Raw genomic sequence first — 20131 nt, 5'->3', positions numbered from 1 at the left:
AGACGTGTAAATTGAAGGATTTTTTCCTAAAAGTCAACCGGAAAAACTCTGCCGGGAACGCCCGCAAACGATAAAGCCAAGACTTATAATGCCTTAGCATTTGGCGCTGATTTGCTCAACGCGGCAAACAAATGCCCAGGCCGCCGAGGCCGCAATAACCGTCGGGATTTTTGGCCAGATACTGCTGGTGGTCGTGCTCGGCGTAGTAAAACGGCGGTGCAATGCGGATTTCAGTCGTGATTGGCGGAAATCCGGCTTTCGATAGTTCAGCTTGGTATGCGTGTTGGCTGGCGCTGGCTGCGGCGAGTTGTTCGTCACCGTAGCAGTAAATTGCCGAACGGTACTGCGTGCCGATGTCGTTGCCCTGACGCATGCCTTGGGTCGGGTTGTGCTCTTCCCAAAACACCGCCAACAACGACGCGTAGCTAACGGTTTGCGGGTCGAAGACTACCAGAACCACTTCGGCGTGGCCGGTCATGCCGCTACAGACTTCCTGATAGCTTGGATTGGGCGTAAAGCCGCCGGCATAGCCGACTGCAGTAGTATAGACGCCGGCTTGCTGCCAGAACTTGCGTTCGGCGCCCCAAAAACAACCCATGCCGAATACCGCTTGCTGCATCTGCTCCGGAAACGGCGGGTGGTAAGGATGGCCGTGTACGGCATGCGTCAAGCCGCTGGCGATAGGCGACGAGCGGCCCGCTAACGCTTGTTCCGCAACAGGCATGGCAATTTTTTTGGAAAGAAAAGACATAACCGCCTTCCCCCTAGTCGAATGATGGGACGCTGGGGATTATAATCCCCGACCTTTCGATAAAGTTAATCAAATCATGAAACAACAGGATTGCTTACGCCGCTTTATCTTCGAAGAGCACGGTGTGCGCGGCGAATGGGTGCGGCTACAGACCAGCTTGGTCGAAGCCAAGCAACACCAGCGGATAGCGGACGACGCAGTCGACGCCCAAATGGGACAGGCGCTGGCCGCGGTGGTATTGCTGTCGGCGACGATCAAATTTAAAGGCGCAATGATTATGCAGATTCAGGGCGGCGGCGATTTGACCGCTTTGGTCGCCCAGGCCAGCAACGACCGTAACATTCGGGGACTGGTGCGTAGCGCGGACAAGGTCAGCGGCGCCAACCTGCGCGAAATGGTCGGTGCTGGCGGGCGATTGGTGCTGACCGTCGAATCCGAGAATGCCGAACCTTACCAAGGTATCGTTGGGATCGAGGCCGATACGCTGGCGGAAGTGTTGGAAGTGTATTTCAAGCAATCGGAACAACTGAACACCCGATTGTGGTTGTTCGCCGACCGCAACGCCGCGGCCGGATTGCTGATTCAAGAGTTGCCGGGTGAACACAAAGACCCGGCCGACTGGGAGCGCCTGGAAATGTTGGCTGCTACCGTCACCGCCCAGGAAATCTTCACGCTGGATTGCGAAGATTTGCTGTATCGGCTATTCCACCAGGAAAAGGTCAGAATCTTCGATCCGGAAGCGGTGGAATTCAAATGCACTTGTTCCCGGCAAAAAATCGCCGGCACTTTATTGATGTTGGGGCGGTCCGAACTGCATGCGATTTTGCAAGAGCGCGACGACATCGAAATCGACTGCCAGTTCTGCGGTGCACAATACCGCTTCGATCAAATCGACGTAGAAAATTTGCTGACCAATCCGGCGGCAGAAACCGAGACCAACCCGCCGACCCGGCATTGAGGAGGCTATGAAAACATTTTCCCGAGTTTTACGCTGGTTGCTGGCTTTTACCTTGCTCAGCACGATGACTGGTTGTCTGCATTGGTTGCACGCCTATCAGACCTATTTGCAGATGGACGAATTCGACCGCTATTTCTCGGTGGTGTCGAAAGACGATTTCACCGTACATTTCAAAAAGCCGAAGTTGTTCAGTGAAGATTTCGTTTCCTTGGCCAAACTGCATGCCAGTAGCGAGGAGCAGACCGCCGACGGCAAGCGATGGCGTTATTGGTTCCGGAAAATCGACAAGGACGGCAAGCAGGTCGCCCCGGAAATCAGCTTTTACCTGGATCTGGCCTTCAACAAGGAGGACAAGATCACCGACTGGACCTTTTCCAACCTGTTTCTGCAAATCGCGCCGCCGGAGTTTTTGGAGGCTTCGTTCCGTTCGTTGGGCGGTGCCGAAATCAATGAAGAGAAAAAGCAGTTAAAAGCCAAAGCCGACCAACTCGAAAAAATTGCCGCGCTGCTGCCGAAAAAATCGGTAGTGGTCAAGCAGTTAGGCGAGCCGTTGGAGATCACTCAGGAAGACAAGCAGGAAGTTTATCTGTACCACTTCCGTCTGGAAGCGAAGGAGATCGAAGAAGGTTACGAGGATAGGGCTTTGAGCGAAGTCAGGCTGATGTTCGACAAGCAAACAGCGGAGATGGTGAAAATGTCCGGCCGTTTCGCCGGCCTGAAGATTTCGATCAACTACCGGGATTACCAAGAAGATAAGACCGTCGCCGGTTTGTAGGCTGATTGGGCCGGCTGCATGGCCGCCGGCCCATTTGCTCGACTGCTTGATTAGCTGCGGGCTTTCAATACCGCAACGGCAGGCAGTTCCTTACCTTCCAGGAATTCCAGGAAGGCGCCGCCGCCGGTGGAGGTGTAGGACACTTTATCGGCAATACCGTATTTGTCGATCGCCGCCAAAGTGTCGCCGCCGCCGGCAATCGAGAATGCCGGGCTGTCGGCGATTGCCATCGACATGGATTTGGTGCCTTCGCCGAACTGGTCGATTTCGAATACACCGACCGGGCCGTTCCAGACGATGGTGCCGGCCGTTTTCAAGATTTCCGCATATTGCTTTGCGGTTTCCGGGCCGATGTCCAGAATCAGATCGTCTTCAGCTACGTCGGCCACGTTTTTCACGGTGGCGGCTGCGGATTCCGAAAATTCTTTGGCAGTGACCACGTCAACCGGCACCGGAATGTCCGCACCGCGTTGTTTCGCCGCTGCAATCAATTTTTTCGCTTCCGGAAGCAGATCGGCTTCGTACAAGGACTTGCCGACGCCATAGCCAGCCGCGGCAATGAAAGTATTCGCGATGCCGCCGCCGACGATCAATTGATCGACTTTGGTCGACAATGATTCCAGCACGGTCAATTTAGTCGAAACCTTGGAACCGCCGACGATTGCCACCAACGGCCGGGCCGGGGTTTCCAGGGCCTTGCCCAATGCATCCAATTCCGCGGCCAGCAGCGGACCGGCGCAGGCGACTGCAGCGTGCTCGGCCACAGCATGGGTCGAGGCTTCGGCGCGGTGGGCGGTGCCGAAGGCGTCCATCACGAAGATGTCGCACAGCGCAGCCATTTTTTGGCCCAGCTCGGCGCTGTTTTTCTTTTCGCCCTTATTGAAACGCACGTTCTCGCACAGCACGACTTCGCCGCGTTTGACCTCGACGCCGTCCAGCCAGTCTTTGACCAGACGTACCGGCTGGCCCAGCAATTGGGAAAAACGCTCGGCAACGGGTTTCAAGCTGGAGGCTTCGTCGTATTCGCCTTCGGTCGGGCGGCCCAGGTGAGACATCAAAATCACCGCGGCGCCGCCGGCCAAGGCTGCTTCAACGGTCGGAACGCTGGCCTGAATGCGCAAATCGCTGGTGACTTTGCCGTCTTTGACCGGTACGTTTAAATCCTGGCGGATCAGGACGCGTTTGCCTGCCAGATCCAGATCGACCATTCGTTTGATAGACATAAGTTCTCCTATGGTTGAAATAAAAACATTATAGGGTATCACCGGTCGCGGCCCGAATTAAAAATCGGCAACACTCCGACCCATTAGACTATATTTTTTAACCATTACCTTAACTCTCCCGGACGGAGTCATGTGCAGATTACTGATGGCGGTCGCGGCATGCGTTTTTGCTTTTGCCGGTACTGCGGCCCGAGCGCAACCCTCGCCGGCAACGGGCGGAGACGAGATTCAGGTGCTGATCGACGTCTCCGGCAGCATGAAGCAAAACGATCCGGACAATCTGCGCGTCGCAGCCGGCCGCTTGCTGGTCGAATTGCTGCCGGACGGCAGCCGCACCGGATTGTGGTTGTTTGCCGAAAAGACCGTGCCGCTAATCGCCAGCGATAAGGTCAATGCGGCCTGGAAACAGCAAGCCGGTAAAGCGCTGGCCAACATTCATTCCCGCGGCCTGTACACCCATATCGAAGACGCGATCCGTACCGTTCTCAGCCAAGGCTTCAAAGGCCCCGGCCGCAAGCACTTGATCCTATTGACCGACGGCTTCGTCGATATTTCCAAGGACATCATGCAGAGTGCCGATTCGCGGGAGCGCATTCTCAGCGAATGGATTCCGCAGTTGCAGCAACAAGATATCCAGGTGCAGACTGTCGCGTTGTCCGACCAAGCCGACCAGGAGTTGCTGGACAAACTGGCGTTCGAGACCGGCGGTTGGGCCGAGGTCGCCCAATCCGCCGACCAATTGCAACGTTCGTTTTTGAAGATGGCACAAAAAGCCGCGCCGAAAACCACGCTGCCGTTGCGCGACAATAAATTCAGCGTCGACAGCGGCATTCAGGAGTTTTCGATTCTGGTGTTCAAGACCGCGCATGCGGCGCCGACCCAATTGGCCCTGCCGGACGGCAAAACATTGGCGAAGCAGACCATGGCCGCCAATGTGTCGTGGCTGGAAAGCCAGAATTACGATTTGATCACGGTCAGGCAGCCGGCGGTGGGTGAGTGGCGTTTGCTGGCCGAAGTCGATCCGGACAATCAGGTCATGATCGTGACCGACCTCAAGCTACAGCTCAGCCAAATTCCGAATTTTATCGGCGAGCACGACACATTGGCGGTGGAGGCCCACTTTACCGACCGCGATCAGTTGATTACTCGGGCCGATTTTCTCGGCATGTTGAGTTTGGAGTTGGGATTGGACCAATCTGCGCCGCAGAAAATGGCGGCGGCCGGCAACCCCGGTTTTTTTCAGCACAGTTTGAGCGGGCTGGCGGTTGGTAAGCACACCCTGAAATTCCTCGCCGACGGCAAGACCTTCAAACGCGAAATCATCAGCGAGATCCAAGTTGTAGCGACGCCGATTACTGTGGAGCGGCAGATCGATGCCGGACAGCGGCGGGTACGCCTGTTGTTGAAACCCGATTTGGCGCTGTTGGAGCCGGCCGGCATGGTGATTAACGCCCAAATCAGCCGCGACGACAAACCGCCTGAAACGCGTGCAGCGACCGCAAAAGACGGGCTATGGGAGTTGGATTTAACCGAATTGCCGCCGGCAAGCGTCACCAAGGTCAGTTTCAACGTAATGGCCAAGGATCGCCATGGCAACCCGGTGTCTCCGGCCGTCAAGCCTGTAGCGATAGACGATAGCTGGTTTCATGCGGCGCCGGCCGCTGCCGAGGAACCACCGCAACATGGCGAGCCTGCGGTCCCGGCTGCCGAGGCAGGCCATGTTGCGGCCAAGGAAGCTGCGCATCCGGACACGCATCCCGAGCCCGAGCCCGAGTCGGAGCCCGAGCTGCTGCCGGCGGCCAATTGGTGGCTGGTCGGCGGCGTTTTGCTGGCGATTAATCTGTTATTCGGGCTGGCCGGCTTTTTTATCTACCGCTATTTGAAAAAATCCGAAGCGGAACAGCATCAACGCTTGTTGGAGAAATTGTCATGAGTTCGTTCGATTCGGTAGTCGTGGTATTGGCGGCGGAAGCTTTTGCCGTTTTGTTGTTGTTGGTTATCGTGCTGTTCTACCTGTCCCGGAATAGAAAAGGCAAGGAAATGGCCGAAATCGAGCGCTTCATCGGCGATTTGGAAGGTCATTCCTTCGAAAAAGGCGAACGTTTGCAGCAGTTCATCAGCGAACATTGCAGTTTGAGCGAAACGGAAATCGAAACGGTGCTGCAGCAAGTCAACGCCTCGGAACGCGCCTTGTTTCAGGATGTAATCCGCTTGTTCCTGAAGCGGGAATTGGTGCTGTTGCAGGAGATAGAGCAACGCATCGAGCAATTGGCCGAGCCTTACCAAAATCTGGTCACCAGCGCCGGTTCGGTTCAGCACGGGCCAGCCGGAGGCGCTGATGCGGAGCAGGTGCAAAAGCAGGTCGGCCTGGAGCGGGTGAATCAACAATTGGTGCGGCAACTCGATACGGCGATGAAAACCATAGACGAAATGTCCGCGGAATATACCCGGGTGTTTAGCGGCAACCAAACCGCTTTGGAATTGGAAAACAGCAGCAAAAAGATGTTGCAGATATTTCTCGACGCCGAGTTGGCGTTGCGGCATGACCTTGAGGAGTTGGCGCAGCGATGAGTCAGACTTGGACGATCATCATTCTGGCCAATCTATTCGCCGTCAGTGTGTTGGGATTGGCGGTGCTGTGGCTGGTTGGCAGACGGGAGAAAAAACGCCATCAGGCCGAAATCGAGGCGTTGTTGGCTGAAATCGAAGACCGGCAAGGGCAGCGTGCAGATCGTATCCTGCTGGCGCTGGTCGAAAAATACGGCTTCGGCGAGGAGGCAGGGCATAGCGTGTCGGAGGTGCTGATGCTGGCGGAAAAGCAGTTCCTATACCAGTGTGTCGAGCAATTGCTGGGTCGGCAACCGCTATCCGGTTTTTACGAGAGTCTGTGCGGCTTGCTCGACAGTTATCTGAACGCCACCCTGACGGCAAAACCCGTTGCGCCGCCGATTGCAGAACCAGCGGACGGCGATGCAGAACCAGCGGGCGGCGATGGCGATGCCGAGCCTGCGGAAGCCGGTGCGGAGCAAACCGAAACGCCGCCGCCGGATTGGGGGGATGTGTTCGATTGATGCTCAGGCCGCAGTATCGGCCAGTTTGATACCGGTGAATTTGCTGAAAAGTTGGGCGGAGCGTTTAGACAGGCTATCGCCGTCGCCCGGTTCCGGTTGGCCGTTTTCGAATACGACCACCGAGTCGCTGTCTACCCAGTAACGGTTGCTTGCGACCGGTTTTTGTTCGGCCGGTTCGAAAATGTCGCGCCCCGGTTTTTGCGCGGTATCCACCGCCAGCCGCCAAGTCCGTTCCGGAATGGACGGTAACTCCATCGCCAGCCGTTGATCCGACATGTTCAGTATCACGTGCAAGTCGGACTCATCCTTAGCCAAAGCCGTTAACGTAAATGCCAGCACCCGGGCTTCCGGATCGTCCCAACGCGGAGGCTGGCCGACCTCCAGACCGTGCCAGACGATATCGGGCATGCCGCGTTCTTCCAAAATCTCCCCGCTCAGAAACCGCCGGCGCATCAGCGAAACGTGGCGTTTGCGCAAGCGAATCATCAACTGTACGAAATGCAGAATGTCGGCATTTTCCTTGGCTTTCTCCCAATTCAGCCAGCTGAGTTCGTTGTCCTGGCAATAGCAGTTGTTGTTGCCCTGTTGCGTGTGCAGGATTTCGTCGCCGGCCAGCAGCATCGGTACGCCGTGGCTCAACAGCAGAATGGCAAACGTGTTTTTTACGCGTTTGCGGCGCAGCGCCAGGATAGCCGGATCGCGGGTTGGGCCTTCGGTGCCGCAATTGCTGCTCAAATTGTTATTGCAGCCGTCGCGGTTGTTTTCGCCGTTGGCGGCATTGTGTTTTTCGTTGTAACTGAACAGGTCGTTCAGCGTAAAACCGTCGTGGCAGGTGACGAAATTAATCCCGCTGATCGGCAACCGGTGTTGGTGCTGGTAAAGGTCGCTGCTGCCGCAAATGCGGGTGGCGACCTCGCTGATGATGCCGGTGTCGCCGCGCACGAAACGGCGGATCACGTCGCGGTAACGGCCGTTCCATTCGCCCCAGCGGTAACCGGGGAAGTTGCCGACCTGGTACAGGCCGGAGGCGTCCCAGGCTTCGGCGATCAGTTTGGTTCTGGCCAATTGTTCCGACAATTCGATGCCCCAGACCAGCGGCGGGTCCTGCAATACGCTGCCATCTTCGCCGCGGGCCAGTGCGCTGGCGAGGTCGAAGCGGAAGCCGTCCACGTGCATTTCTCTGACCCAATACTCCAGGCAACTGATAATGAAGTTGGTGACCAGCGGATGGTTGGCGTTGACGGTGTTGCCGCAGCCTGTGTAATCGTGAAAAATGCGTTTGTCGTGCTTGTCGGTCAGATAAAAGCTGTTACCGGTGATGCCTTTGAAGTTGATCACCGGTCCATCGGCGCCGGCTTCCGAGGTGTGGTTGAACACAACGTCCATGATCACGCCGATGCCGGCTTTGTGTAAAGCCTTGACCAAGTCGCGGAACTCGCGGATGTGCGTGCCCTGTTCCGGCGTTACGCAGTAGCCCGGATGCGGGCTGAAAAAACTGTGGGTGCTGTAACCCCAGTAGTTTTTCAGGCCCAAATCCGAGGTGTGCGGCGGTACGTCCTGCTCGTCAAAGGCCATCACCGGCAGCAACTCGACGTGGGTGATGCCCAGTTTGGACAAGTAAGGGATTTTTTCGATCAGACCGGCAAAGCTGCCCGGATGCTTGACTTTGGCGGACGGATGGCGAGTGAAACCGCCGACGTGCAATTCGTAAATGATGGCTTTCTCGCTGCGGATCGCCAGCGGGGTATCGCCTTCCCAGTCGTAGCGGTCGTCCACCACCACCGCGCGCATCGCATGGGCGCTGTTGTCGCCGGGCAGGCAGGCGGCGGCGCGTTGCCAGAGTTTGTCGCTAACCGCGCGTGCCCAAGGGTCCAGCAACAACTTGTCTTTGTCGAAACGCAAGCCGGACTCGCGAGTATTGCTCGGGCCGTCGATACGCCAAGCGTACCAAGTGCCGGTCGGCAAGCCTTCGACGAATACGTGCCAGGAAAAAAAAGTGTGGTGTTTGTCTTTGTGTAGCGCAATGACTTGAAACGGTTCCGGACTGTCGTTGCTGGCGAACAGCAACAATTCGACCTCTGTGGCATGCCGGCTGGAGATGGAAAAATTCACGCCGCCTTCGCTGACTTTGGCGCCGTGCGGATAGGGACTCCCTGACTTTAAACTGTATGATTCGCGCATGCCCTTTGCCGAAAAACTTGGATGCCTTGATTTTACTGCAAATCGTAGGCACAGGCCTACGCCTTGCGTAAATAATCGACAACGGGTAGAGTCTATTAGCGTGCCATTGCGGAGGGCTGAATCAGCCGGCAGCATCGGCCTGCGCTTAACCTTCCGCCAAACCATATCTTTAACATTGCCAATGGCTTCTTCCCGGTCCACATCCCAGTCTCGCTTGCAGCTATCTGCCGAGGAGATGCGGGATATCAGCCTGGAGATCAGCCGCACTTTTGCCCCGCGGCGGTTCAGGGCCGGCGGTCGGGCCGCCACCTCCGGGTTTTCGCCGCAAGAGCTGTTTGGCATCAGCCAGCAAATCAGCCGCGAATTCGCGCCGCGGGCCGATATGCGCGCACCGGGGGCGCCCAGCTTGGTGCTGTTGCCGGTGGATCCGCGCCGGCTGCACGCCTATTGGCAATTGCCGGAACCCGCGCGGCAAGCCCGGGCCGATGTTCAGCCGCAACCGCCGGCAACGAGCGAAACCGGATTGACCCTACGGATTTACCGGCAACCGGAAGCGAAGGCTGATTTGCCGGAGCAAACCGAAAACCGGCCCGAGTGGTTCGACCTGCCGGTGTCCGGCCAGAGCAGTCAGCAGCAAATCGCGTTACCCGAGCCATTGTCGAGTTCCGCCGGCTATTACCAGGCGGCTATCGGTCATCTGGACCAGTATAAGGAGTTTACCGCCTTGGCCTATTCCAATCCGGCGGCTGTCGCCGAAACCGCGAGCGCGGCGACCTGGCTGGCGCCGGTCATCGCCCAGTTCGTGTTGCCGGTCTCCGCCGGTTCGCCTGCCGGATCGGCGGCATTGGCGGGTTGCGACCATGAATAACGGCTATCTGGCAATTGTTCTGCACGCGCATTTGCCGTACGTGCACCACCCCGAGCACGACAGTTTTTTTGAAGAAAACTGGCTGTTCGAGGCGATCAGCGAGTGTTATCTGCCGCTATTGGCCATGTTCGAGCGGTTGCGTTACGACCGGGTAGCCTACCGGCTGACCCTGTCGTTATCGCCGACGCTGATGGCGATGTTGCGCGATCCGTTGTTGCAAAACCGGTTTTTGCGTTATCTGCGGGGACGGGTGGAACTGGCCGAGCGCGAGGTGGAGCGTACCCGGCGCTTGCCGCAGTTTCATGCGCTGGCGCAACATTACCTGCAACTGTTTCAGGACAATCTGTACGATTACCAGCAGCGCTACCACTGCGATCTGCTGGCTGCATTTCAGCGCCACCAAAGCAGCGGCCGGCTGGAGTTGATCACTACCGCGGCGACCCACGGCTATCTGCCGTTGTTGGACGTCAATCCCGTCTCGGTCCGCAATCAAATCGGCGTCGGCATCGACAGTTTTCAGGCTCAATTCGGTTTTGCCCCGCGCGGATTTTGGCTGCCGGAGTGCGGCTATTACCCCGGTCTGGAGCAGACCCTGAAGGCCGCCGGTATCGAGTATTTTTTTCTGGAAAGCCATGCGCTGCTCAATGCCGATCGTCGGCCGCCGTTCGGCGTGTATGCGCCGATCGATTGCGGCGGAGTGGCCGGATTCGGCCGCGACCCGGCCGCGTCGCACCAGGTTTGGAGCGCCGAGTCCGGCTATCCTGGCGACGGCGACTACCGCGAATATTACCGGGACATCGGTTTCGATCTGCCATTGGAATATATCGCGCCCTACATCCTGGACGGCGAGACCCGGATCAATACCGGCATCAAATACTACCGGATCACCGGCGGCAAACAGCCCAAACAGGCTTATCAGCCGGAATTGGCCAAGTTGAAACTACGCCGCCACGCCGAAGATTTCATCGCCAGCCGCCGGCGGCAGATCGACGCCTTGGCCGCGGAAATGCAACAAGCGCCTATCGTTGTCGCTCCTTACGATGCCGAATTGTTCGGCCATTGGTGGTTCGAGGGGCCGTTGTGGCTGGAACAGGTATTGCGTTTGGCAGCCGGCGCGGACAGCGGTTTGCAAACCGTCGGTTGCAGCGATTATCTGCAATTGGGCTTGCCGTGCCAGCCGGCGGTACCTGCCGCATCGAGTTGGGGCGAGCACGGCTATTCGGAATTCTGGTTGAACGAAAGCAACGATTGGATTTATCCGTTGTTGCATAAGGCGGCCGCCGAAATGGAAAAGTTGGCGGGCGACTTGCGCGGCTTGCAGGTCAGCGACTTGCAACGCCGGGCGCTGAACCAGGCCGCGCGCTCCTTGTTGCTGGCGCAGGCTTCGGATTGGCCGTTCATCATGAAAGCCGGTACCACCATCGATTACGCGCGGAAACGCATCACCGACCATCTGGCGCGCTTCAATTATCTGCACGACTCGATTCGTAAAAACCGGATCGACGAACGCTATTTGACAGCGCTGGAGATCATGGACGATATTTTTCCGGAGATCGATTTTCGCCAGTATGCCGCCTAGGCGGCCGGCCACCAAGCCAAACCGGTGCGTGCTGTTGCCGTGCCGTTCAGCTCACGGGAGGGATCATGGATAACATCCAGTTACTGTATGTCGGCAACATCGTTAGCGGTAAAGCCGCTGCCAGCAGCCAGATCTTGCAGTTTTTCATGCGGGTGGCCAATCTCGGTTACGGTAAGACCGTCGAAGTGCATTGGGCCGGCGAAGACGGCGTGCGGCGCACGGTGTTGGCTGACTATTGCATCACTGCCGGCGACGGTAGCGAATACTGGCGCGCCGAGCTGAGGTTTCAGCGTCAGGCCAAGGCCGATTTGCCCGGGGATATCCGTTTCTCCTTACGCTTACAGCATGAGGGCCGCGAATATTGGGACAACAACGACGGCTGCCAGGGCTATTTTTGCGCAGCCGGCAGCGGTGGACGCACGACCGGTCTGGTGCCGGTACTGAATTTGAGCCCGTTGCAGGGACTTGGCGAGTCGCAACGCAGCATTCCGCTTAAATTGGCCGTCGATGCCGGTTTGGCGGCAGAAAAGGTGACGGTCCATTGGACGCTTGACGATTGGCACCACGTCCACAAAACCAGCTGCCGGCTGCAATCCGGCAGGCGCTCCGCCACCCGTAGCGGTTATGCCGGGCTGCATCCGGTACAGCATTGGAGCACCAATCTCAAACTCGACGGCGCGTTCCGGGTGCAGTACAGCATCTGCTGCGAAGGTAAGGAGCAGACCTTCTGGGATAACAATGCCGGACAAAACTACCGGCTGAGCCGGGCGCCGCTGAAAGTGATGATTCTGAATCTGCACTGTTACCAGGAGGACGATCAGGATCGGAAGTTCTGGCAAATCGCGAAAGCGGTGGACGAACTGGGCGCCGACCTGGTGTGTTTGCAGGAAGTGGCGGAACATTGGAACGACGGTCGCGGCGACTGGGCCTCCAATTCCGCCAATATCATCAACCGGCGTTTGAAGCAGCCGTTTCATTTGTATAGCGATTGGTCCCATCTGGGGTTCGACAAATACCGGGAGGGCGTGGCGATCCTGAGCCGCTATCCGTTCGAGCGCCAGGAGGCGCGCTACGTTTCCGACAGCAGCGATGCCTATAGCATCCATTCCCGCAAAGTGGTGGCGGCCAGCATCGACGTACCTTACATCGGCACCATCGACGTGTTCTCCGCCCATTTGAGCTGGTGGGAAGACGGTTTTCGCGACCAATTTCAACGCTTGTCGGAATGGGCCGACGGCCGGCGCGGCGCCGAGGTGGCGGCCACTTTGTTATGCGGCGATTTCAATATCGCGGCGGGTTCGTTAGGCTATGGCTTGGTCGTCGACGGCCACCGCTACGAAGACCAATATCTGGCGGCCAACGCACCGGCCTTGTTTCAACAGATCTTCCGGGTGGACGATGCCCACTGGCGCGACCGGCTGGCGGACGACTACCGGATCGATTATGTGTTTATGAACAAAGATAGCGGATTGCGGGCGACTTCGGCGCGGGTAGTTTTCACCGAGCAGGATTACGGCCGGGTTTCCGACCATTGCGGCTATCTGCTGGAGTTCGAGCCGCTGTAACCGGTTCCAGGCTCGAGTATGGATTTTAACCTGTGCGATTAGGCGAGCGAATATGCAAGTAGCAGAACATTACGCCAAGCCGGTATTCGGCAAATTGGGGGGCTGTTTTCAACGCAGCAACGATTTTAGGGAAATCTTCGACGTTCGTTGGGGCAAGATCGATTTCGAGTTGAACCATGGCGTCACTGCCAACCTGAAGGTGGTGCTGAAGGTGTTCCGCGATGCGATCTGCGAAACTTACGTGGTCGATACCGATGCCTACGACGTCGAGTGGGATCGGCACAAGCGTTCGACCCGCGACTTTTACGTGATGCCGTATTCGGCCCAGTTCGGCCGGATCCATTGCATCAAGTTTGCGTTCATCGTCCACCTTGGCGAACATTCTATAGCGTCTCGGCACGAGTACATCTTCATGGACGCGCCGCAATTGCAGGACAACCAGCCGGCGCAACGGCATATCGGCGAACAATGGGCGACTGCCAACCACTACCGCACGCATGAAGTCGATCCCGGCAAATTGCAGGCCGACGTGGACTGGTACAACCGCCATTTCGACTCGCTGCACCTGACGCCAAAATTCACCAAGGGTCAGCAGCACCATCCCTACCACCCGAAGCGCTTCATCCACGACCATATCGACAAAACCATCGCCGCCAAACGGGCGCAACCCGATCGCCTGTGCACGATCAAGGTCAGCGTGGATTGCATCGACGACAACGACTTCATCAATCACCTGATCCATGCCAGCCACCAGGGCGTACTGGTGCAATGCATCGTCGACTGGCGCAAGATGACCTTGACCAACAGCCAGAACTACGCCCGGTTGAAACGTTCCGGCATCGAGTTGGTTGGCGTGTTCTGCACGCCGAAGCACCACTTGATCGAAGTCGAGCCGGACATGCATACCAAATTCGTCATCTTTAACGACGAGGACGCGATCATCGGCTCGTTCAACATTACCTTCGACCGCTGGTGGGCCAACTGGGAATCGGGCATGAGCTTCCATTCCCAGGGCGTGTGCCGCTTGCTGGACAACATCTTCCAAAGCCAGCGCGGCGGTGTGATCCAGAAATACGGTATCGATCCGCTCAGCCCGTTCAACCTGCTCTATACCTTCGGCCGGCAAACCATGGCCAACGGCAAGGTGTATCGGCCGCATCATGCGATTTTGGCCGAAATTCACCGCGCCCGCCGTTCGTTGAAGCTGTGTCTGTTTTTGATCGGCGATCTGCTCGGCGACCACAACGACAGCGTCATTACCGCCTTGATCCAGGCCCGCGACCGCGGTGTGGACGTGCAGTTGCTGTTCAACGGCCATTTGGCGCGGCAGGGTAAGATCGGGGTCGAACGGCCGATGGCGGAGGAGCTGGCGCGGCCCTTGCTGCCGGCGATTCAACGCCTGAAAGACGCCGGCATCCGCGTCGGCCTGGTCTACGGCCAAGACGATTTACCGGTGCCGTACTCGCCGATCCATTGCAAGTATTGCGTGATCGACGAATACATCGTCATCGAAGGCAGCTTCAACTGGTACAACACCTCGGTGTTTTCCCACGACCTGGTCGTCGTTGCTGCCAACCGCGACGTGGCGCGGCCTTACTTGTACGAGTTCGAGCAGATTCAGCGCTTGTTCCGGGTGTTCTACTGATTCGAGTCGATACGGCATGGCAAAAAAACAAAAGTCGGCGTACGTCTGTACCGAATGCGGCGCGGATTATCCGGGGTGGTCGGGGCAATGCAACCAATGCGGCGCCTGGAATACGATCAAAGAGGTCAAACTGGGCGGGGGTAAGGCCGAACGCGAGCGTTCCGGTTACGCCGGCAGCCGCAGTGCGGTGCAGTTGCTGTCGGAGGTCAATCTGGCTCAGGCCGAGCGCATTTCTACCGGCTTGGCCGAGTTCGACCGGGTATTGGGCGGCGGTATCGTCAAGGGCAGCGTGGTGTTGATCGGCGGTGCACCGGGCGCCGGCAAGAGTACGATCTTATTGCAAGCCATCGCCCATATCGCCCGGCAATTGCCGGTGCTTTACGTGTCCGGCGAGGAGTCCTTGCAGCAGATTGCCGAGCGCGCTCACCGCCTGCAATTGAACACCGCCGGCATCAAGATGCTGGCCGAAACCTCGGTGCAGCAGATTTGCCAGCTGCTCGATGAAGAGCAGCCGCAAGTCGTCATCATCGATTCGATCCAAGTCATGTATACGGCCGATTCCGATTCGGCGCCGGGCTCGGTGTCGCAGGTGCGGGAGTCGGCCAGTTTTTTGACTCAGTACGCCAAGCGCACCGGCGTGTCGTTTTTTATGGTCGGCCACGTCACCAAGGACCAGTCGCTGGCCGGGCCGATGACCTTGAGCCACATCGTCGACGCCCAGGTGGTGCTGTCTTCGACCGACGATTCGCGGTTTCGGGTGTTGCGCGCCGACAAGAATCGCTTCGGCAGCGTCGGCGAGCTGGGTTTTTTCGCGATGGAAAGCAGCGGCTTGAAGGAAGTGAAAAACCCGTCGGCGATGTTTTTGTCGCGCGCGGAAAAGCCGTCGCCGGGTAGCGTGGTGACGGTGTTGTGGGAAGGCACCCGGCCCTTGCTGGTGGAAATCCAGGCTCTGGTCACCGAAAGCCAGTACGGCAATCCACGCCGGCTGGCGGTGGGTCTGGATCAAAACCGGCTCGCGATGCTGCTGGCGGTGTTATCGCGCCACGGCGGTATCTTCACCGGCAACGACGAGATTTACGCCAACGTGGTCGGCGGTATCAAAGTCAGCGAAACCAGTACCGATCTGGCCATCCTGGTCGGCGTCGTATCCAGTCTTAGAGACCGGATCATTCCTTACGACACGGTGTTTTTCGGCGAAGTGGGCTTGAACGGCGAGATTCGCCCGGTCGCCAACGGCCATGCCCGCCTCAATGAAGCCGCTAAACACGGTTTCAAAAAAGCCATCATTCCGAAAAGCAATAAGCCGAAGGATGGCGTCAAACATCTGGAAATCCATGCGGTGAGCAACATTCAGGACGCGCTGGCGGTATTGGCCGATTTGTGAACGAAGGCCGGTTTCGGTGGCCGTGATCTTTAAACCGTCTGGGGGGCACAGAGATACGGTTAACGCTAGCTGTTTCCCTGAATCTCGGGGTGTCGCGGAACGTTAAATTGTCAGGTAGCCGTGTCCAAGGCGTTACGGATAGGTGATGCTGCCGCGCGGAAGCGGAGAGATGCGGAGCGTCCTTGCTCCGTTGGCTCGACGCGATCCGGCGTCGAGCGTCCAGCTTGGTTTAAGCCAGTTGTTGTTTGCGACGGCTGGCGCCAATCAGGCCGGCCATGGCGCTGCCGAACAACCAGACTGCGCCCGGTACCGGCACCGCAGCGACGGTGGTCTCGATGGTGAAGCCGTAAGGACTACGCAAAGTAGCCACCAAATTTTCGTATTTTGTAACGTTAGTCCGCGCTACGTTGTAAGCATCTTTTAAAGCAACTGCGGCCGGATCCGCTGCTAAAGCGGCGTCCAGTGCGGCTTTAGCGGCTGCTTTTTCAGCGGCTGTTGTCGTATGGCTTGCGATAGCCGCGTCGTAAGCTGCTTGTGCTGCTACGATGGCTGGAGCAGTCGAGATGTAGTTTGTATAAGCGGTGTTTGCCGCTGCGATTGCGGCATCGTCCGCGGTATGCGCTGCCTGTAGGCCTTGGTAGTTGGCTTGTTGTTCAAGGGCATGTGCTGCGTTGGTGCCGCCTACCCAAAGACTGTAGTCACCGGGGCCTAAGATGCCGCTCCATGTGACCGTATGGCTGCCAGCGGCTGACGCCTCAGAGTCGATATATTTCAAGGTTGAGACATTACCTTCGCCGAGCACTTGTGACGTGCCAATCGACTTGCCATTACCGTATGTTGCGGTCGCGCTAATATCTCTTCCGCCAGTCCAGTCGGCGTTTGAACGATATGCACCCCATGTGCCGGAACCGGTATAAGTATTGCCGGTTGTTGTTTCATAGGTAGCATCCGTTGCCGCAGTATAGGGCTGAACTGATGCGTAGGGCCCCCATGCAACATATCCTGGAAGACGTTGGGCCAGTGCGGTGTTGCCAATCCCGCCTTCGTGAGATGACTGCGGAGCCAAGCCTTTAAAAATGGAAAATGCCGGGTTCCAGTCTTGACCGCTCAAGGTGGTCACTGTGCTGCCGCCTGTAGCTTGAGTTTGTACGGTGCTAGCGGCTGTACCCAGCGTTGTCACAGTGAATGTAACGCGAGAGGTATTGGCTAGAGAAAACGCCAAGCCTTTGTTGTCGTGGCTATTGGCCCACAGGCTATTGTCTTGGCCTTGGATCCAGCCGTAGTCGGAAGAAACCGCGCGAGTTTGGGTATAGGTGCCGTAGCTGGTGCCGGTAGCGGTATTGGTACCGAAAGTGCCGGCTGCATTGGCGCCGGTACCGTTGTTTGCTACGCCGGCGGCCAAGTTGCTATTAGCCAGATTCATTGGGTTGGTGCCGGCATCGTTATACAGGAAAGGGCCGGAACTCCAGTGAGCGAACGCTTGACCGGAAATACCCGCCATGCCGCCGGTTAACAGTGCTACTACCAGTTTTTTTTGCAATACCATTTTCTGTCCTCAGAATTATCGTTTTTGTAAAGACGGTGCTAACGAACCGGCCTCCCCCATAGCCCGGCGATCACCCTTACTGCGGCAATTAGCCAAGCTCGATCCGATTCAATAACTTCCTGTTGTTGTGTCCGTCGCTCAGCTTCGGACGTGTGTTGTCTTCGAGTCGGGACTATCTGTTCGGAAATCCCGAGTATTGCCGACATCGACGAGCAAAAGCCCATCAACAATATTCGTGCCAGCTCGATTTGCAATGTTGACAACGCCTTTATAAATCAAATGGTTGGCGGTATAGATGGCTGGTCGGGTCGGCTAGACGAGTTTGAGGCGGCTGCTGCGTACCGGCCGAAAAGTGTGTGATTTGGCGCAATTTTTTATAACTTATTGAAATCAATTTGATATTTTTTGCGCAGATTGCGGATTGCTTCCCGGTTTTGCGGATAAAGCTGAGTTTTTTCGGCGGACAGCCAGGAATTCCGGGGCGAGACCTGGAAATTAAATAGTGTTATTTCACAAAAACAATGATTTATATAACATAGTTTAATTTTTAAATCGTGAAATTCCTTCCTAATCCTAAGGTTGGACTAGAGGTGTTTGGCGGCTGATTAAACGCGGCGCGGTTTAACGTTCGACGGGATGGTGGCGCCGCAACGCTTGGTTTTAGCGGCTTCGGCGGATTGCGTGGTGTCGGCTGAGTATGGTCGTTCGATATGTCCGCGCCGTAGTTATAGATTGTGGCGCGGGTTTTGCTGTAATCCATTGGATTCTGCGGGCCGGTGGTCGAGGCTTGTCTGTAACCGTTCTACTAAACGTTTGAGGATTGCTATGAAGCACCAGTTATTCAAGGTCGTACCCGTTATTGCAACCGCCATGCTGCCGTTCCAATCGGCATCGGCTCATGTGAATTATTACGATTTGTTCAATAACGTGACTACCCAAGTCACCAGCACTGCGACATCAACGACCTACAGCGGCGGCGACGTCCTGAAAGGCAATTTTGGTTGGGGCGACGCCACCGATGTGGACTGGGGTGACAGTCATATGGGTTCTTGGATTCGCTTCAGCGTTAGCCAGCCGGCAGGTGTCTGGGTAAGCATTAACGTCGCCAGCGACGGCATCAACCAATACGTCAATAACGATCCGAACAACCCGTCGCGCTTGGGCGACTTAAAGCCGGGGTTTTCTTTATACCGCGGCTTAGTGCCCGACGAAGCCCATGATGGTGCTACTGCCGGTTTCCAGCCCGGCGATCCGCAATTCGGTAAGGAAGGGGCTTGGCGAGCGCTGGCGGATACAACCATGGGCAATGACAACGGCGATGTCGCTACCATCGAATACTTGGCTCATGCCGGTTCCGTCAATGGTTCCGCAGCCAGCGTCTCGTTGCTCAATTTCTTTTTGACGCCTGGCGATTACACGCTGGCAATCGGCGGCAGCTGTTACGACCAAAACCAATGCGTTGGCGCGTTCAATATCTTCGATCCGAACGCCGACGAAACTGCCCGCGGCTATAAAGTCAGCGTTACCGTGTCTTCGGTTGCGCCGGTACCGCTGCCGGCAGCCGCTTGGCTGATGATCAGTGGCCTGATCGGTGTATTGGGTTTAAACAAACGCCGCTTGCCCGCGGCTTAACCTAAGAATTTTTGGCCGTGGTGGCAGAGCGCCGCGGATCAAAGAGCTGGCGCCGGTTCGGCGTTTCCATCAATGCAATTAAGGAGATCAACATCATGGGTTTTACCAATAGCTTGAAGATATCGGCGCTCGCGCTGGGTTTGGCGGCCGGAACGGCCAATGCGCACGGATTGCCGACTCCGGTGTCCGGCGACCCTTACATCGCCACCGAAACCGACCTGAGTTGGAGCGGCGGTGTCGGTACAGCCACCGACGGTGTGCTGATTAACAACACCATTTTGGCTTACCACTTCGACGTGACTACGGCGGGATCTTTGGATGTGTATACCGACGACGGCGATGATGCGGCCGGGATTGCTTCTCTATACATCTACAAAAAAGACGACGTAGGCGCGGATTGGACCCTGACCCATTTCAATTACTTCGGCGACGGCCCCGTTACCGGTCCGACCGATCCGAACAATATCTTCGGGGTGCCTCGTACCGGTTATCTCGATCAGAACAATGTTGGTCTATCTGATGCTGGTCTCCGCGAGCATTTCGATTTGGGATCCTATATCGCATTTGTGGTCGGCAGTTCCGGCGATATCTTCGGACATCTTGGTGCCCCGCTGGGGGCTAAACTGTCCGAGGGCTTTACATGGTCTTGGACTGGCGACAAGGACGATTTGTATACCAATGTACAAGCTTTGAGCGATTTGACGATCAAAGCGTCGCCGGGTTCGTTGGCCGTGGCCGGTCCTGCGGTCGAGCCGGTGCCTGTGCCTGGCGCCATTTGGCTGATGGGTAGCGTGTTGGCCGGCTTCGGCGCATTCGGCCGCAAAAAAACCATCGTCGCTTAAATCGCGGTTTTGCCGGTATACCGATTCGGGGATGAAGCGCATAGTTGCACTAAATCGGCGGTACGGCCGCGTGTTCCGGCATTTGCCGACACCGCATTTGTCTAGCCTTGT

The 20131-nt window shown here is 57.0% G+C and carries 16 protein-coding genes; 12 read left to right on the top strand and 4 right to left on the bottom strand.

Annotated features, from left to right (window positions below):
- Positions 1 to 115: 115 nt before the first annotated feature.
- Positions 116 to 751 carry a peptide-methionine (S)-S-oxide reductase MsrA gene (msrA, locus tag ACH518_RS21085; protein ID WP_445371518.1) on the bottom strand — a complete coding sequence of 212 codons (636 nt, stop codon included), beginning with the start codon at positions 749 to 751 and terminating at the stop codon, positions 116 to 118.
- Between the two features lie 76 nt (positions 752 to 827).
- Between msrA and hslO the strand changes: the two genes are divergently transcribed.
- Together hslO and ACH518_RS21075 are read left to right on the top strand one after the other, a co-directional pair.
- Positions 828 to 1709 carry an Hsp33 family molecular chaperone HslO gene (gene hslO, locus ACH518_RS21080; RefSeq protein WP_278210722.1) on the top strand — a complete coding sequence of 294 codons (882 nt, stop codon included), beginning with the start codon at positions 828 to 830 and terminating at the stop codon, positions 1707 to 1709.
- A gap of 7 nt (positions 1710 to 1716) precedes the next feature.
- The gene (locus tag ACH518_RS21075; protein WP_445371517.1) at positions 1717 to 2484 is read left to right on the top strand and encodes a hypothetical protein; all 768 of its coding nucleotides are present in this window, start codon (positions 1717 to 1719) and stop codon (positions 2482 to 2484) included.
- A gap of 50 nt (positions 2485 to 2534) precedes the next feature.
- Here ACH518_RS21075 and ACH518_RS21070 read toward each other — a convergent pair whose 3' ends face one another.
- Positions 2535 to 3707 (bottom strand): phosphoglycerate kinase, encoded by a 1173-nt coding sequence (locus ACH518_RS21070; protein ID WP_140911640.1) that lies wholly within the window; start codon positions 3705 to 3707, stop codon positions 2535 to 2537.
- 130 nt (positions 3708 to 3837) lie between these two features.
- Between ACH518_RS21070 and ACH518_RS21065 the strand changes: the two genes are divergently transcribed.
- From ACH518_RS21065 to ACH518_RS21055, 3 genes are read left to right on the top strand one after another with little or no spacing between them, the layout of a single operon-like run.
- Positions 3838 to 5640, top strand: coding sequence for a VWA domain-containing protein (locus ACH518_RS21065; RefSeq protein ID WP_445371516.1), 1803 nt, complete (start codon positions 3838 to 3840; stop codon positions 5638 to 5640).
- Complete coding sequence (locus ACH518_RS21060; RefSeq protein WP_445371515.1) at positions 5637 to 6278, top strand: hypothetical protein; 642 nt, start codon at positions 5637 to 5639, stop codon at positions 6276 to 6278. Before ACH518_RS21065 ends, ACH518_RS21060 begins: the two co-directional genes overlap by 4 nt.
- Positions 6275 to 6778 (top strand): hypothetical protein, encoded by a 504-nt coding sequence (locus ACH518_RS21055; RefSeq protein ID WP_445371514.1) that lies wholly within the window; start codon positions 6275 to 6277, stop codon positions 6776 to 6778. Before ACH518_RS21060 ends, ACH518_RS21055 begins: the two co-directional genes overlap by 4 nt.
- Before the next feature lie 3 nt (positions 6779 to 6781).
- On the opposite strand, the gene glgX is transcribed toward ACH518_RS21055, so the two are convergent.
- Positions 6782 to 8959, bottom strand: coding sequence for a glycogen debranching protein GlgX (glgX, locus tag ACH518_RS21050; RefSeq protein ID WP_445371513.1), 2178 nt, complete (start codon positions 8957 to 8959; stop codon positions 6782 to 6784).
- 214 nt (positions 8960 to 9173) lie between these two features.
- Here glgX and ACH518_RS21045 point away from each other — a divergent pair, with 214 nt between their 5' ends.
- The 5 genes from ACH518_RS21045 (at position 9174) to radA (ending at position 16000) form a co-directional block, all read left to right on the top strand.
- The gene (locus tag ACH518_RS21045) at positions 9174 to 9827 is read left to right on the top strand and encodes a DUF4912 domain-containing protein (protein ID WP_445371512.1); all 654 of its coding nucleotides are present in this window, start codon (positions 9174 to 9176) and stop codon (positions 9825 to 9827) included.
- Positions 9820 to 11406 (top strand): glycoside hydrolase family 57 protein, encoded by a 1587-nt coding sequence (locus tag ACH518_RS21040; protein WP_278210733.1) that lies wholly within the window; start codon positions 9820 to 9822, stop codon positions 11404 to 11406. Before ACH518_RS21045 ends, ACH518_RS21040 begins: the two co-directional genes overlap by 8 nt.
- A 65-nt stretch (positions 11407 to 11471) precedes the next feature.
- Positions 11472 to 12971: an endonuclease/exonuclease/phosphatase family protein gene (locus tag ACH518_RS21035; RefSeq protein WP_445371511.1), complete on the top strand. Its 1500-nt coding sequence runs from the start codon at positions 11472 to 11474 to the stop codon at positions 12969 to 12971.
- 52 nt (positions 12972 to 13023) lie between these two features.
- Positions 13024 to 14616 carry a phospholipase D-like domain-containing protein gene (locus ACH518_RS21030; protein ID WP_140911648.1) on the top strand — a complete coding sequence of 531 codons (1593 nt, stop codon included), beginning with the start codon at positions 13024 to 13026 and terminating at the stop codon, positions 14614 to 14616.
- 16 nt (positions 14617 to 14632) lie between these two features.
- The gene (gene radA / locus ACH518_RS21025; protein WP_445371510.1) at positions 14633 to 16000 is read left to right on the top strand and encodes a DNA repair protein RadA; all 1368 of its coding nucleotides are present in this window, start codon (positions 14633 to 14635) and stop codon (positions 15998 to 16000) included.
- A gap of 229 nt (positions 16001 to 16229) precedes the next feature.
- Here the strand turns inward: radA and ACH518_RS21020 are convergent, their stop codons facing one another.
- The gene (locus tag ACH518_RS21020; RefSeq protein WP_445371509.1) at positions 16230 to 17546 is read right to left on the bottom strand and encodes a hypothetical protein; all 1317 of its coding nucleotides are present in this window, start codon (positions 17544 to 17546) and stop codon (positions 16230 to 16232) included.
- Positions 17547 to 18371: 825 nt separating this feature from the next.
- Between ACH518_RS21020 and ACH518_RS21015 the strand changes: the two genes are divergently transcribed.
- Both ACH518_RS21015 and ACH518_RS21010 read left to right on the top strand, forming a co-directional pair.
- Positions 18372 to 19178 (top strand): VPLPA-CTERM sorting domain-containing protein, encoded by an 807-nt coding sequence (locus ACH518_RS21015; protein WP_445371508.1) that lies wholly within the window; start codon positions 18372 to 18374, stop codon positions 19176 to 19178.
- A 95-nt stretch (positions 19179 to 19273) separates the two neighbouring features.
- Positions 19274 to 20020 carry a hypothetical protein gene (locus tag ACH518_RS21010; RefSeq protein ID WP_140911651.1) on the top strand — a complete coding sequence of 249 codons (747 nt, stop codon included), beginning with the start codon at positions 19274 to 19276 and terminating at the stop codon, positions 20018 to 20020.
- Positions 20021 to 20131 lie beyond the last annotated feature (111 nt).

This window comes from Methylomonas sp. HW2-6, assembly GCF_052474525.1.
Note: the sequence above shows the minus strand (reverse complement) of the source record. Positions and strands in the feature narration are given on the sequence as shown.